Source organism: Pseudomonas sp. m6p, assembly GCF_055760375.1.
The window spans coordinates 5,982,569-5,995,623 of sequence record NZ_CM147084.1; the positions used below are offsets into that span (position 1 = coordinate 5,982,569).

At 56.0% G+C, this 13,055-nt stretch carries 15 protein-coding genes and 1 pseudogene; 7 read left to right on the forward strand and 9 right to left on the reverse strand.

Annotation, left to right across the window (positions count from 1 at the left end):
* The first annotated feature begins 34 nt into the window (after window positions 1–34).
* The 4 genes from ACYZUM_RS27370 to ACYZUM_RS27385 all read left to right on the forward strand — a co-directional run bounded on the left by ACYZUM_RS27370 (window position 35) and on the right by ACYZUM_RS27385 (window position 2,189).
* Window positions 35–496, forward strand: coding sequence for a hypothetical protein (locus tag ACYZUM_RS27370; protein WP_473061207.1), 462 nt, complete (start codon window positions 35–37; stop codon window positions 494–496).
* A gap of 23 nt (window positions 497–519) precedes the next feature.
* Complete coding sequence (locus ACYZUM_RS27375) at window positions 520–756, forward strand: hypothetical protein (protein WP_101159641.1); 237 nt, start codon at window positions 520–522, stop codon at window positions 754–756.
* Window positions 757–1,275: 519 nt separating this feature from the next.
* Window positions 1,276–1,596, forward strand: a complete 321-nt coding sequence (locus ACYZUM_RS27380; RefSeq protein ID WP_473061208.1) for a hypothetical protein — start codon at window positions 1,276–1,278, stop codon at window positions 1,594–1,596.
* 5 nt (window positions 1,597–1,601) lie between these two features.
* Window positions 1,602–2,189, forward strand: a complete 588-nt coding sequence (locus tag ACYZUM_RS27385; RefSeq protein WP_473061209.1) for a hypothetical protein — start codon at window positions 1,602–1,604, stop codon at window positions 2,187–2,189.
* 84 nt (window positions 2,190–2,273) lie between these two features.
* On the opposite strand, the gene ACYZUM_RS27390 is transcribed toward ACYZUM_RS27385, so the two are convergent.
* Complete coding sequence (locus ACYZUM_RS27390; RefSeq protein ID WP_473061210.1) at window positions 2,274–2,849, reverse strand: hypothetical protein; 576 nt, start codon at window positions 2,847–2,849, stop codon at window positions 2,274–2,276.
* 160 nt (window positions 2,850–3,009) lie between these two features.
* On the opposite strand from ACYZUM_RS27390, the gene ACYZUM_RS27395 reads away from it, so the two are divergent.
* On the forward strand, window positions 3,010–3,717 hold the full coding sequence (locus tag ACYZUM_RS27395) for a recombinase family protein (protein WP_473061211.1): 708 nt from the start codon (window positions 3,010–3,012) through the stop codon (window positions 3,715–3,717).
* A gap of 160 nt (window positions 3,718–3,877) precedes the next feature.
* On the opposite strand, the gene ACYZUM_RS27400 is transcribed toward ACYZUM_RS27395, so the two are convergent.
* The 3 genes and pseudogenes from ACYZUM_RS27400 to ACYZUM_RS27410 all read right to left on the reverse strand — a co-directional run.
* The gene (locus ACYZUM_RS27400; protein ID WP_473061212.1) at window positions 3,878–4,267 is read right to left on the reverse strand and encodes a hypothetical protein; all 390 of its coding nucleotides are present in this window, start codon (window positions 4,265–4,267) and stop codon (window positions 3,878–3,880) included.
* A 243-nt stretch (window positions 4,268–4,510) separates the two neighbouring features.
* Window positions 4,511–4,795: a DUF2513 domain-containing protein gene (locus ACYZUM_RS27405; RefSeq protein ID WP_473061213.1), complete on the reverse strand. Its 285-nt coding sequence runs from the start codon at window positions 4,793–4,795 to the stop codon at window positions 4,511–4,513.
* A gap of 183 nt (window positions 4,796–4,978) precedes the next feature.
* A pseudogene (locus ACYZUM_RS27410) lies at window positions 4,979–5,227 on the reverse strand (PA0069 family radical SAM protein); the annotation flags it as partial.
* 221 nt (window positions 5,228–5,448) lie between these two features.
* On the opposite strand from ACYZUM_RS27410, the gene ACYZUM_RS27415 reads away from it, so the two are divergent.
* Window positions 5,449–5,751 (forward strand): hypothetical protein, encoded by a 303-nt coding sequence (locus ACYZUM_RS27415; protein WP_108181275.1) that lies wholly within the window; start codon window positions 5,449–5,451, stop codon window positions 5,749–5,751.
* A gap of 73 nt (window positions 5,752–5,824) precedes the next feature.
* Here ACYZUM_RS27415 and ACYZUM_RS27420 read toward each other — a convergent pair whose 3' ends face one another.
* The 3 genes from ACYZUM_RS27420 to ACYZUM_RS27430 are packed head-to-tail and all read right to left on the reverse strand — an operon-like array spanning window position 5,825 to window position 9,672.
* Complete coding sequence (locus tag ACYZUM_RS27420) at window positions 5,825–7,126, reverse strand: c-type cytochrome (RefSeq protein ID WP_108181276.1); 1,302 nt, start codon at window positions 7,124–7,126, stop codon at window positions 5,825–5,827.
* Window positions 7,127–7,138: 12 nt separating this feature from the next.
* A complete protein-coding gene (locus tag ACYZUM_RS27425; protein WP_047597066.1) occupies window positions 7,139–8,923 on the reverse strand; it encodes a GMC family oxidoreductase in 1,785 nt (594 codons plus the stop codon).
* A gap of 2 nt (window positions 8,924–8,925) precedes the next feature.
* A complete protein-coding gene (locus tag ACYZUM_RS27430; protein ID WP_108181277.1) occupies window positions 8,926–9,672 on the reverse strand; it encodes a gluconate 2-dehydrogenase subunit 3 family protein in 747 nt (248 codons plus the stop codon).
* 306 nt (window positions 9,673–9,978) lie between these two features.
* Between ACYZUM_RS27430 and ACYZUM_RS27435 the strand changes: the two genes are divergently transcribed.
* Window positions 9,979–10,623: a dual specificity protein phosphatase family protein gene (locus tag ACYZUM_RS27435; protein WP_041074778.1), complete on the forward strand. Its 645-nt coding sequence runs from the start codon at window positions 9,979–9,981 to the stop codon at window positions 10,621–10,623.
* A gap of 45 nt (window positions 10,624–10,668) precedes the next feature.
* On the opposite strand, the gene ACYZUM_RS27440 is transcribed toward ACYZUM_RS27435, so the two are convergent.
* Both ACYZUM_RS27440 and prlC read right to left on the reverse strand, forming a co-directional pair.
* The gene (locus ACYZUM_RS27440) at window positions 10,669–10,953 is read right to left on the reverse strand and encodes a YheV family putative zinc ribbon protein (RefSeq protein WP_007962808.1); all 285 of its coding nucleotides are present in this window, start codon (window positions 10,951–10,953) and stop codon (window positions 10,669–10,671) included.
* Window positions 10,950–13,028: an oligopeptidase A gene (gene prlC / locus ACYZUM_RS27445; RefSeq protein ID WP_198759734.1), complete on the reverse strand. Its 2,079-nt coding sequence runs from the start codon at window positions 13,026–13,028 to the stop codon at window positions 10,950–10,952. Before prlC ends, ACYZUM_RS27440 begins: the two co-directional genes overlap by 4 nt.
* Window positions 13,029–13,055: the final 27 nt, after the last annotated feature.

The window sequence follows — 13,055 nt, forward strand, 5'->3', positions numbered from 1 at the left end:
AATCTGGCACTTAAAATACAAAAGGAAATATCATATGACTAGCAAAAATCACGTAGACATTAATTCGTTTAAATTCCATCAAGAAGAACTAGACCGTCGAGTGGAGGCAGCTAAGTTTTTGTTTCGTCGTTCATACGCAAGTGTAGACATTCTAAATAAGCCGGTATCCCTGCTACTGCCAGAACTTGAAACTCTAATCCTTCAAGGTCGGCGATTGTCCAAAAGCTTCCCGCCGAACACCCTTTCTTCGCTGACTGTGTATTTGGAAAAGGAAAACATTGAGGAGCTTCTGGCAACTGTCGCACAGGATACCGAGACCAAGTACAGGGAGGAGCTTGAGATGAATAAAGAGCAAAACAAGCTTTTGCTAGCGGAGCAGCTTTTCAGTCAAAAGAAAGAAAAGGAAGCAAAAGCCCTTCAAGCCAAAGAGGATAAAGATAAGGCAGCAGCTTTGGCTGAAGCTGAAGCGTATTTCGAAAACCTCAACACCAATTAATCTAATAAGTACGGAGTTACAATATGATGAAAAACGTTCTATTTCCAAAGACCCGCGAAGAGAAACTTCTAAGCACTCAGTATTTCAGCAAGACTGCGAAGACCAAAAAGTCTGATGAGCCAGTAGCCGCTGTAAAGCCTAAGCTGTCAGATGAGGAAATCCAAATCTATGTGGATATGCTTCTTGAAGCGAGCAAGCCAACGGAGTACGTGGATCACACGAAGGAGATTCTTTTGAAAAAGTATCCTAAACAGGATTAAGCAGGAAATTAAGTAACTGAGACAGGGAGACTGACACCCTCCCTTCATCTCTCAATACGCCATGTTTATTGACGTCAATATTATAACAATCAAGCACGGACGGTTTCCGCTCCACAATCACGAGATAATACAATTAATACAAAAATAAATTACATAATTAGTGCAGGAGTGATAGCAATTGCAGCCATAACGCTCATGTTCACGTTGCACACATACAGCCAGGCACAGTCAGCAATGGAGCAGGTAGCGAACCTAACGCACGACCTCGCACAGCAACGGCTGATTCAACTTTCACAGGCCGCGTACGAGGAACAGAGACTCAACGCTCTGTGGGAACGTTTGGACACCACATCAAACCGCCTTGACGGTCGTATGAGCATCTTGGAGGCACGCCAGCGCATGCAGTGAGCTTCATGCTTAGGTCTCTGTCGCTACCGCTTTCTCTACCCACCATCGTGGCCTATGGCTATACTCCAGCGCTGAGCAACTCCAACGCATTAGCGATTGCAGGGTGAAGGATTGAAAATCAAGTGGAAGGTATGTGCCAGCCTAGCGGCCTGTTTCGTTTCAGCCCAAGCTCTAGCCGATTGGCCTGTTTTGGCTAAGGGTGCGGTTGTCTGTGACACGCTTACGTCTGCCATGGAACAGGCCCACTATTTTATGCAGGGCATTGATGAACTAGCCGACAGTAAACATTGCGGTCGTCTCAAGGCTGACACGGAATACGCCGCTATTGGTGCTCAGTTTATCAGGAGTGCAAGCGGCTCAGCAGTCAAATCCATTTCCCTAATTCGTATCAGAAAAAACAAGCTCCAAGCCTATTACGTTCCTAAGGATTAATAACTATGAAAAGGATTATCGCATTAACAACGCTGGCCATTTTACTTTCAGGTTGCTCAATTAAAACCAGAGAGCAAAGCGCGATTGAGGAACACAAGAGGTTTTCTCAAGAGAGTCGAGCATTGCTAGAGGCCGGAATAGATCAGTCTGGGGCACGAGAGTATTACAGTTCGAATTACGGAAAAACTCACGACCTGCAAGGATTCATAAGACTGAAAAAAGCTCAGCAGGCGAAGGAATCAGAAGCTAAACGCGCTCAGTTCGATCAGGACTTCCCACTGCTTTTAAAGCGTACAAAAGCTTGCGTCATGCGCAACGACTTCCTGAGCGAGAAAGAACTCCCGATTGTTGCCAAGCAATGTTTTCCTGCCGACCATAATTATGGAAGGACACCATACGCATGGCGAGATGAAGTTATCAATAAAGCAGCGGCTGAGTTATCCCCCCATTTCGATCAAGTACGGGTACAGATGAAAGCGGAAGCTCGACAGCGTGCAGCGGAAGACAGGCAACAAGCTGCACAGGACAAACGTGACCGCGAGGCGGAAGCAAAACGCGCTTACGACAATTCTTTGAGATCATTGGTGGAATAGCTTTCGAACAGTCCGCATTCCCCGATGCTAATCTAACCTCAGGAATTTTACTTCCCATAGGAGGTCCTTACCTCAGGTCCAGGATCAATTTACAATACTGGCTTTATCGCCAGAGAATGGTAGAAAGCATCCACCGGCTGAACGCATAACAAAACGTACAGTGATCGTGCGGCCCTTTGTCAGATCGTAACCTGCCGACTCGTTCTCGAACTTAAGCGAAATATCTTGCGTACCGATGCCGTCAATGTCCAGGGAGGCACGCCCTGATTCAAGAAGAACAATTTTCCCTTTCCACGTCATCCATTTGTTTCGATACAGTTCGTTAAACAAATCGTCTTTCTTCTCGTCACTGTATTGGCTTTTGCACCCAACCTGACCGTCCGCTTCTCGATAGCTCGCAGTGCTTTCAGAATAGATGCCTTGCTCTTCAGGGGTACGCTCACGCTGACGTGTCGGTTGGCTTGAGAGGTAACCAAGCACGCTCAATCCAATAAATCCCCAAAATACGATAATTGCGAGTTTCCTTAGCGGCCCGACCTGCTTTTTCTGATAACGGGCAGTGGATGCCTGATGTCTAGCAGAAGGTGCTCCACAATTAGGGCATGACGCAGCTGTGTCACTGATTTCCTTCGTGCATTCATAGAAGCTTATCAACGCCATGGTGAATCGCTCGTCCGTATTATGTGAAAGCAGATTGCCATCAGCGATAGGTTTTGATCAAGCGTCAGATCTAGTCACAACCTGCCATATCATTCCATTGACGTTCGTCAGCGTTATGATATGATGGGCCCATCAACAGGAATTGACGGGAATCACCACCATGAAAGTAGTCAGCTATCTTCGAGTCAGTACAGTCAAGCAAGGCGAGTCGGGCTTGGGTCTGGAAGCTCAGCGTGACTACATCGCCCTTGCAGCTAAGGCGAAAGGCTGGGAGATCATCGCGGAATTCGTAGATACCGCCTCAGGGACCATCGCCCCAACAGATCGCCCTGAATGCATCAAGGCAATGAATGCTGCTAAAGAGACAGGTGCAATCCTCGTAGTGGCAAAACTTGACCGTATCTCTCGTGATGTTGAACACATTGCGGGCCTGATGAAACGGGCTTCCTTCAAGGTTGCGACGATGCCCGACGCCGACGCTTTCCAACTCCACATTTACGCCGCACTCGCGCAGCAGGAACGAGAGTTCATCAGCCAACGCACCAAAGACGCTCTGGGCTCGCTGAAGCAACGTGCTGAAAATGGGGATACGTCGGCTCAGGCTAAGATTGAACGGCGTGATGCTGGTCGTAAGGAGGCCCATAAGGTTGGACCTAAGGCAGCAACAGCAGCCAAGGTAGAGAAGGCAGACGTTTACGCCCAGACTGTTAAGAACCACATCAAGGCGGCAAGCTTCGACGGAATCAAAACTCTCGCTGGGGTAGCAGCCTATCTCAACAATCAGTCGATCAAGACTAGCCGTGGTGCTGAGTTCACCCCCATGACAGTGAGCCGATTGGTTCAACGCCTCGGTATCACCTTTCCCTAAGTCAAAACGAGCTATTGCCGGGGCTTTTCCACCCTTCTGAGACGTTTTAGCCCCTCCTCCATCGCTGAGTCAGGGGTAGCGCAGTGAGCCACCCCAAGGCTCTCATATTTCCACATCGTATGGATGAGATACGCTCTCATTTGTAGGTGTGCTTGAAAGCTCAGCCCTCGCGCTGAGGAAATTGGAGAATTGATGCCTGATGCTCTGTTTTCTTGATCTTGCAAAAAGAATAGCCCCGCAGCTCCAGCGTGGGCGGGCTAATGCGACCAAATTTGAATACAGCATCTCCGATCTCGTATACATCGCCGGGCATGTCATCGAATCCGTCTGGTACGTAGCAAAGCTCATCCTCAAGGCTGGTTACTACTATCCCTTCGGCGTTGGCAACTTCCCGTAAAGCTCGCTCCAGTCCAAACCGTTGTAAAACGACTTCAACGTCTGTCGTCGCGAATGGAGGTGGTATTCCAAGGTCTATCTGCCCCTCTCCCTTTCGCCCGTCGAAGCTGTACGAGTAATAAAAAGTCTGACGCTCCAGGGTTTCTCCATCCATGACGCTAGCTTCCTTAGCAGTGACAGGGAAATGCATAGTATTCAGGTATAGCAGGTGCCCATGTGGCGATGCTGTGATGTCTGAGCCCACTGTGCATATTTTCCAAAGCCCCTACCTCACCTAACCTAGGATTGCCACGTGGCGACTAAAAGGGATGGGTACGGCAGTGGAGTCCCTTCACTGTACTGAAAACAGAAAAGCCCGACTCAATGGTCAGGCTTTTGGTGTTGGTTTGTTCAGCTCCTATTCCTTAGGTTTTTCGCTCAAACTGTCCAAATAATCATGCCCATCCCACGTAAGCCGATCCAACGTCCAGAACGAGGCATCTTGATTTTGTGACTTGTCGACAACGATAAGGCCACGGTCATCCAAAATTTTTATGGTGTGGAAGAACGAACCTTCTCGCCCCACCTCGAAGGTTTTAGCCTTTACGATTTCATCCAGTGTCATTCTGTCAGGGTTTGGCTTATGCCCCATCATGTTCGCCAAATCCAAGACATGCTTAATCATTTTCCTATCGCGATTCATGCCAAATCCCTCTGCTTGTTAATAGTGAGCGCCAGATGCGCCACAGCGAGCATAGGCAAGATGGATAGGCCTGCCGCATATTTTCCACGCAGGGAGCGCCAGCCCACACAGACAGTTAACTGCATTTCGCAGGGGGCCAGTGAATCCCCGCTGCGCCAGCATCATCAGTAGATTTGTATCGGTGCGAATTGTTGAGTATGGCCAACCGTGCTCGCAGCCACGATAGGGGTTGATTGAGCGATCAAAGGGCAGGTCCGGCGAGGTGTTGCGAGTGATGATGGTTTTCGCGGTCTCGATCATCACTTCGGTGTTCTGCGTTTCGGGCACTTCCTGATACCAGCCGTCGTCCTCGGCCACCGAACGGTTCGGCGCGAAGCGGTTGTGCGGATTGGTCGCAGTGCCGCGACCACGAGGAGGCAAGGGCGTGTGCATCGCAAGTGTCCTGATTGCTGTATGTGCATACAGTATCGCTGGCGCGGGGAAACAGCCAGTGCCGTTCGGCGCAAGAACACAGGTCCTGTGGTTCATGGATTGATATATATATATATTTATCGCAAACCGAAGACACATCTTTCAACTGGCAGTACAACTTGCAATGTCGTTAGTATCCGCCTTGTTGTTATCTGTTATTCAATATTTAAAAGGAATTAAACGTGTCTTACTTTAACCATCGCGGCATCTTTTTGCAGAAACTTGGTCCGACTCCAGTTGATCCGGATGAAGTACTGGTGTCCATGCAGTTTGCGCTGAAGCAATCCGGCTGGGACGCAGAAAACGCCGTGCCGACCGACTCTCTGCTGGATTCGCGGATCATCATTGCGTCGTCCTATGACGGTGGCGAAACGTTCGATGTAAGCAATGAAAAAGATGTCGATGGGGATGGTGATATTGATGCAGATGATAAAGCCAAGTTGCTGGCACTGGCCAAGGCTTATGTAAGTATCATGAATCCATAATCTGGTCAGACGTCAGCTTAGTTGTGAGCTGAACAAAAAGCCCTGCCCGTATTAAATACGGGCAGGGCTTTTTTTAGTTGCTGCGGGTTACCTGACCAAGATCATCAGCCGAGGTGGTGGTCATGTCGCTGGTGCGTAGATGACTGACCTCGTCTGCGCTCACCGGTGCGCCTTTGTTGCCCCAACTGCCACGGATAAAACTCACCACGTCCGCCACTTCCTGATCCGACAAGCGCCAGGCGAAGCCCGGCATGGTGAAGGTCGATGGCGCGGTGTGGGTGGCCGGCAGGGTGCCGCCCTTGAGCACAATATGGATCAGCGAGGTCGGGTCTTCCGATTGCAGCACCGGATTGCCCGCCAGCGCCGGGAACACCCGGGTGTAGCCGTGGCCGTCGGTACGGTGGCAGGCCGCGCAGTTGTCGATGTACACCGCTGCGCCGCGTTGACTGTCGTCGCCGTTCCACAGGGCTTTGGCGGCTTTCTCGTCGTACTGGTGCGGCTGATCGTTCGGATCAACTGCTGGCAGTGACTTGAGGTAGCGGGCAATCGCAGTGAGGTCGGCGTCGGTCATGTATTGCATGCTGTGAGTCACCACATCGCTCATGCCGCCGAACACTGCGCTGCGGTCGCTGCGTCCGGTCTTGAGGAACTGCACCAGTTGCGCTTCGCTCCAGCTGCCCAGGCCATCCTTGTGATCACCGCGCAGACTTTTGGCGATCCAGCCTTCCAGCGGTGCGCTGCCGGCGAGGAAGCTCTTGCCATCTGCCGCGCTCAGGGATTTTTCCTGCATGGTCAGCGCCCGTGGCGTATGGCAGGCGCCGCAATGGCCGAGACCTTCGACCAGATAGGCGCCGCGATCGATCACCGGATCATCCGAGGTGGCCTTGTAGTCCTCGACCTTCGGCGCAAACAGCCAGCGCCAGCCCATCAGCGGCCAGCGCATGCTCAGCGGCCATGGAATGTCGCTGGCCTCGTTCTCCTGCGCCACCGGTTCGACGCCGTGCATGAAGTAGGCGTACAGCGCCTGCATGTCGGTTTCGCTGACACGGGCGTAGGACGGATACGGCATCGCCGGGTACAACGTACTACCGTTTTTGGCGACGCCGTGGCGCACCGCTTGGTCGAAGTCCTCGAAGCTGTAATCACCGATGCCGGTTTTGTCCGGGGTGATGTTGGTCGAGTAGATCGTGCCGATCGGCGTTTCCATCGGCAGGCCGCCGGCGAACGGTTTGCCGCCCTTGGCGGTGTGGCAGGCCACGCAGTCGCCGGCGCGGGCGAGGTATTCGCCTTGTTTGATCAACGCCTGATCGACGTCGGCGGCGTGCACGGCAGCACTGCCGAGCAGGGCCAGGGTGGCGATAACGAGATTGTTCATGGTCATCGCTCCTTAAGCCTGAACCAGCGGGCCGGGGTTTTTCAGGTACTGCTCGCGGATCGCCTTGGCCGACCAGTAGGTCAACGCCGCCACCAATCCGGTCGGGTTGTAACCCAGTCCTTGCGGGAATGCCGAAGCCCCCGGCACGAACACGTTGTGCACGTCCCAGCTCTGCAGGTAACGGTTCAGGGCACTCTTTTTCGGATCGGTGCCCATGATCGCGCCACCGTTGAGGTGGGTGGTCTGGTAGGCCGCAGTGTTGAAGTGATCACCGACCTGCTTGCCGATCACCGCAATGGCTTTCGGGCCCATGGCTTGGGCGACCTTGCCCATTTTCTCGACCATGAAGCGGTTCATCTTGATGTCGTTTTCCTGCCAGTCGAAGGTCATGCGCAGCAGCGGCAAACCGTAGGCATCGCGGTACACCGGATCCAGATCAAGGTAGTTGCCACGGTAGGACTGGTGCGCGCCGTGGGCGTCCATCGACACTTGGTGGGTGTAGTAATCGGCGGTCGCGCGTTTCCACTGGCTACCCCAGGCTGGCGTGCCGGGCGGGTTCGAGGTACCGGCAATCGGACGGCTGCCGGCCTGGTTGACCCACATCGGCGAGCCGCCGACGAAGCCGTGCGGGCCGTGGTCGAAGTTGTCGGCGTTGAAGTCATCCAGCGCCACACCGTTGCCGCCCGCCCCGATGAAGTTGTTGGTGTGGGTGTCCTTGTCGAAGAACGCCTTGATGGTCGCCATGTTCTGGTAGGCGAAGTTACGCCCGACCACGCCTTCGCCGCTGATCGGGTCGTACGGTTTGCCGATGCCCGAGAGCAGCATCAGGCGCACGTTGTGCAGCTGGAAGGCGCCGAGGATCACCAGATCCGCCGGTTGCTCGATCTCGCGGCCCTGGCCATCGATGTAAGTCACGCCGGTGGCCTTGGACTTGGTGCTGTCGAGATTGACCCGCAGCACATGCGAGTTGGGCCGCAATTCGAAATTCGGCAGCGGCTTGAGCGCTGGCAGAATGTTCACGTTCGGCGACGCCTTGGAATACATGTAGCACACGTAACCGCTGCAGAATCCGCAGAAATTGCACGGGCCCATCTGTGCGCCGTAGGGATTGGTGTACGGGCCTGAAGTATTTGCCGACGGCAGGTTGTAGGGTTTGTAACCGACCTCTGTCGCCGCTTTGCCGAACAGTTGTGCGGAAACGGTGTTTTTCTGCGCTTCCAGCGGGAACGGATTGGAGCGATCCGGTGCGTAAGGGTTGCCGCCCTTGCCCTGACCGACCAGTTGGCCCTTCACGGTCCAGGCCTGGCCGGAGGTGCCGAAGACCTTTTCGGCGAAATCGAAGAACGGCTCCAGCTCTTCATAGCTGACGCCGAAGTCCTGGATGGTCATGTCCTTGGGGATAAAACTTTTGCCGTAACGCTCTTCGTAGTGGCTGCGCATGCGTAGCTCGATCGGATCGACGCGAAAGTGCACGCCCGACCAGTGCAAACCGGCGCCGCCGACGCCATTGCCCGGCAGAAACGCACCCAACTGGCGATTCGGCAGGGCGATGTCGTTGACGCTGTGGCGGATGGTGACGGTTTCTTTCGAGATGTCCTGAAAGAGTTTTTTGCGCACGCTGTAGGTGAGTTCGTCGATGACCTGCGGATAGTTGCCGTCAGGGTAGGTGTCCTGCATCGGCCCGCGCTCCAGCGCCAGCACGTTGAGCCCGGCTTCGGTCAGCTCCTTGGCCATGATCGCGCCAGTCCAGCCGAAACCGACGATCACCGCGTCGACCTTCTTCATTACGGTTGCCATGCTCAAGCCCTCTCGCCGCGAATTGAAACTGCCGGGAAGGGGTACTGCTCGTTGCGTTCCACCCAATCCATGAAATCGGCGCGGGCGCCGGGGAAGCCGATCATGGTCCAGCCGACCATGCCTTTATTGCCGCCGTGGATCGGGTCGCAGAAGAACCCTTCCTTGGTGTTTTGCAGCAGCAGGTTGAAGAAAATCTTCGCCGGAACCGCATCGAACTGCGGTTTGCCCGCTTCGAGTTGCTTGAGCAAATCCTCTCGGGTAGCGCTGTCTTGCTCGGCAAATGTTTTACCGTTGAGGGATTTTGCCCACTGATCCGTGGCAGCGATGCCCAGACGATAGATCTCTTTGGGCACCAGTTTGCTCTGCCAGCCCATCTCCGGCGCAGCGTCGGCGTTGAACGGACCCTGCATGTACCACAGGGCACCGGCGGCGTACGGGGTGTTCATCTGGCGGTCGATGTATTCCGGCACGCCGGCTTCCAGAGCCCCCGGGCCTTGCTCGTCATTGGGGATGAGGTGCGCCACGGCGGCGTTGATGAAGGCCCATTCCTCGGCGGTGAAATAGCTCGGCTGATAAGCGCTGGCGTCAGCCTGGGCCGGTGTGGCTGCGGGCGCCGTCGGGGTGGCTTCAGGGGCAGCTTGCAACACGCTGCTGCCCAAGCCGGTGCCGGCGAGGGTAACCACGGGAATCAGGGTCAGGGATTTGCGCAAAAACTCACGCCGCGGGTTGTCTCGATCTGCATCAGACATGGGGTGCACCTCATCAGGCATTGATGGTTGTCCGTTTCTGCGAACGGCTTGAGCATTTTTTCGTCGCGGCGCGCGGCCCGTTTGACCGGGAAAAAGGGGACGCCTGCAACATCGTGTGACAAATGGTAGCAGGCTAATCATCGGGATGAACCGATTCAGTGGGAAAAAGCCTCGGTTTTTTACCCGGCGCTGAATGAAATCGCCCGGATTCACAATTCTTTGACAAGAGCCTCACAGGGCTTTGACCGTCAGACGTGGAAGCTGCGAGGCCTTTCATTGATGAATTCCGATTACGGTCAGCCCAGCATGTCTCGAGTGCGTCTTTTTCCTGTTTTGTGTTTGTCGCTTGTCGCTCTGCTGCACTTGATGCCGGCCCAGGCTGATGCCGCTGTCACATCGCGCCCGCCGGAGTGGGCGCAACCGGTGGAAGTGCAGTACAACCTGTTCCAGATGTCGCCAACTCTGTACCGCAGTGCCTTGCCGGATGGCGGCGCGGTGCCGTTGCTGAAAAATCTCAAAGTGGCGACGGTGATCAACTTCCTGCCGGAAGCCGACAGCAGCTGGCTGTCCGAGCCGGGCATCAATCAAGTGCAACTGCCTTATCGCACCAACCACGTCGATGACGCCGATGTGCTCAAGACGCTGCGCGCGATTCAGGCTGCCGAAGCCAACGGCCCGGTGCTGATGCACTGCAAACACGGTTCCGACCGCACCGGCCTGATGGCGGCGATGTACCGAATCGTGGTGCAGGGCTGGAGCAAGGAAGACGCGCTGAATGAAATGACTCAGGGCGGTTTTGGTGAAAGCGGCCATTTCAAGGATGGCGTGCGCTACGTGATGCAGGCCGATGTCGACAAACTGCGCACCGCGCTGGCCAACGGCGACTGCAGCACCAGTGCCTTTGCCACTTGCTCGATGAAGAGCTGGTTCCAGTCAGTCAACCTCAAGTAAGCCGCACCCTCCACGGCATTGCACCGTGGAGGGTTATTTGCCGGCTCAGTCTTCGGACTTTTTCTTCAGCTTCGGATTCGGAAAGAACTGCACGGCCTGGACCGTCTTGTCCGGCGCCGGCTTGAGCGCGCTGGTATTGACCCGCGTGCCCAGTTCCTTGGGAACCGACAGCCCTTGCTCGTTCAGCGTATCCGAGTAACCGCAGGCCACGCACTCGCGGTGCGGCACGCTGTCCTCGTTCCACATCATCAGTTTGTCCGGCTCGCTGCACGCCGGGCAGACAGCCCCGGCGATAAAGCGCTTCTTGGTAATCACAGGTGCCTCACTCATGCTGCTGCGTCCTCACTCAGGCCGCTATGGCGCAAGAGTGCGTCAATCGATGGCTCACGGCCACGGAAGTCGACGAACAGCACCATGGGGGCCTGCGAACCGCCACGCGCCAGAATCGCTTCGCGGAAGGCGCGACCGGTGTCGGCGTTGAGCACGCCATCCTCTTCGAATTTGGAGAAGGCATCCGCCGACAGCACTTCCGCCCACTTGTAGCTGTAATAGCCCGCCGCGTAACCGCCGGCGAAGATGTGCGCGAAGCTGTTGGGGAAGCGGTTGTACGCCGGTGGACGCATCACCGACACCTCGTCGCGCACGCCTTCCAGCACTTGCGCCACGCTGCGGTCGTCACCGTGAGTGGCGTGCAGTTCGAAGTCGAACAGCGAGAATTCCAGCTGACGGACCATCATCAGCCCGGACTGGAAGTTCTTCGCCGCGAGCATTTTCTCCAGCAGGTCTTGCGGCAGCGGCTCGCCGGTTTCGTAATGACCGGAAATCAGCGCGAGGCCTTCCGGCTCCCAGCACCAGTTTTCCATGAACTGGCTTGGCAGCTCGACCGCATCCCACGCCACGCCGTTGATCCCGGAAACACCGGCGTGATCAACGCGGGTCAGCAGGTGATGCAGGCCGTGGCCGAATTCGTGGAACAGGGTGGTCACTTCATCGTGGGTCAGCAGCGCAGGCTTGCCGCTGTCGGCCGGGGTGAAGTTGCACACCAGGTTGGCCACCGGGCTTTGCAGCACGCCGTCAACGGTGCGGCGACGGTCGCGGGCGCCGTCCATCCACGCGCCGCCACGCTTGTTGGCGCGGGCGTAGAGGTCGAAGAAGAAGCGCCCGACGTGCTGGCCGTTTTCCTTGATTTCGAACAGGCGCACGTCCGGGTGCCAGGTGTCGAAGCCTTTCAATTCGGCGATTTCGATGCCGTACAGACGCTGGACGATAGCGAACAGACCGCCGAGGACTTTATCGATCGGGAAGTAGGCGCGCAGGGTTTCCTGAGCGACGCTGTAGCGCTGCTCGCGGAGTTTTTCCCCGTAGAAACCGCTGTCCCAGCTCTGCAGATCGGCGCAGCCCTGTTCGGCGGCGAAGGCGCGCAGCTGCTGCAGATCCTGCGCGGCAAACGGTTTGCTGCGCTTGGCCAGGTCGCGCAGGAAGTTCAGCACCTGATCGCTGGACTCGGCCATCTTCGTGGCCAGGCTCAGCTCGGAGAAGCTGGCGAAGCCCAAGAGTTTTGCCAGTTCCTGACGCAGGTCGAGGATCTCTTCCATCACCGGGCCGTTGTCGTTCTGCCCGGCGTTCGGGCCTTGATCCGACGCACGGGTGCAGTAGGCGGCGTAGACTTCTTCCCGCAGCGCACGGTCCTGGGCGTAGGTCATCACCGCGTAGTAGCTCGGGAATTCCAGGGTGATCAGCCAGCCGTCAAGGCCTTTGGCCTGGGCGGCAGCGGCCATTTGCGCCTTGGCCGAGTCGGTCAGGCCGGCGAGGGCGGCTTCGTCGGTGATGTGCTTGGTCCAGGCTTGCGTGGCGTCGAGCAACTGGTTGGAGAAGCGGCTGCCCAGCTCGGACAGTTTGCTCTGCACTTCGGCGTAACGCTTCTGTTCGGCTTCCGGCAGGTCGATACCCGACAAACGGAAATCGCGCAGGGCGTGTTCCAGAATGGTTTTTTGCGCCACGTCGAAATTGGCGGCTTCCGGGCTGTTGGCCAGCGCTTCATAAGCCTGGAACAGCTCGCGGTTCTGACCCATCTCGGTGGAGTAGGCGCTCAGGGCCGGCAGGCAGGACTCGTAGGCCTCGCGCAGTTCAGCGCTGTTGCACACGGCGTTGAGGTGGCTGACCGGGCTCCACGCAGCGCCGAGGCGATCGTTGAGTTCGTCCATTGCCAATACCAGGCCGGCCCAGGTCGGGTTTTCGACTTGAGTCTTGAGGATTTCGGCGATGGCGGCGCGGTTGTCGGCCAGGATGGTTTCAATGGCTGGCAGCACGTGTTCGGCACGGATCGTGGAGAACGGCGGCAGGTCGTAGGACTGCAGAAGAGGGTTGTTCACGCTCACGGTTGGCACCTTGGCTGGGAGAAACATGCGCCCATCTTAATTACAATCGGCACT

Excerpts from the sequence above, each read along its gene's own strand:
- ACYZUM_RS27425 (WP_047597066.1), bottom strand. The coding sequence starts at position 8,923 with ATGGCAACCGTAATGAAGAAGGTCGACGCGGTGATCGTCGGTTTCGGC.
- ACYZUM_RS27375 (WP_101159641.1), top strand. The coding sequence starts at position 520 with ATGATGAAAAACGTTCTATTTCCAAAGACCCGCGAAGAGAAACTTCTA.
- ACYZUM_RS27385 (WP_473061209.1), top strand. The coding sequence starts at position 1,602 with ATGAAAAGGATTATCGCATTAACAACGCTGGCCATTTTACTTTCAGGT.
- ACYZUM_RS27395 (WP_473061211.1), top strand. The coding sequence starts at position 3,010 with ATGAAAGTAGTCAGCTATCTTCGAGTCAGTACAGTCAAGCAAGGCGAG.
- ACYZUM_RS27370 (WP_473061207.1), top strand. The coding sequence starts at position 35 with ATGACTAGCAAAAATCACGTAGACATTAATTCGTTTAAATTCCATCAA.
- ACYZUM_RS27435 (WP_041074778.1), top strand. The coding sequence starts at position 9,979 with ATGTCTCGAGTGCGTCTTTTTCCTGTTTTGTGTTTGTCGCTTGTCGCT.
- ACYZUM_RS27390 (WP_473061210.1), bottom strand. The coding sequence starts at position 2,849 with ATGGCGTTGATAAGCTTCTATGAATGCACGAAGGAAATCAGTGACACA.
- ACYZUM_RS27440 (WP_007962808.1), bottom strand. The coding sequence starts at position 10,953 with ATGAGTGAGGCACCTGTGATTACCAAGAAGCGCTTTATCGCCGGGGCT.
- prlC (WP_198759734.1), bottom strand. The coding sequence starts at position 13,028 with ATGTTTCTCCCAGCCAAGGTGCCAACCGTGAGCGTGAACAACCCTCTT.
- ACYZUM_RS27400 (WP_473061212.1), bottom strand. The coding sequence starts at position 4,267 with ATGGATGGAGAAACCCTGGAGCGTCAGACTTTTTATTACTCGTACAGC.
- ACYZUM_RS27405 (WP_473061213.1), bottom strand. The coding sequence starts at position 4,795 with ATGAATCGCGATAGGAAAATGATTAAGCATGTCTTGGATTTGGCGAAC.
- ACYZUM_RS27430 (WP_108181277.1), bottom strand. The coding sequence starts at position 9,672 with ATGTCTGATGCAGATCGAGACAACCCGCGGCGTGAGTTTTTGCGCAAA.
- ACYZUM_RS27420 (WP_108181276.1), bottom strand. The coding sequence starts at position 7,126 with ATGAACAATCTCGTTATCGCCACCCTGGCCCTGCTCGGCAGTGCTGCC.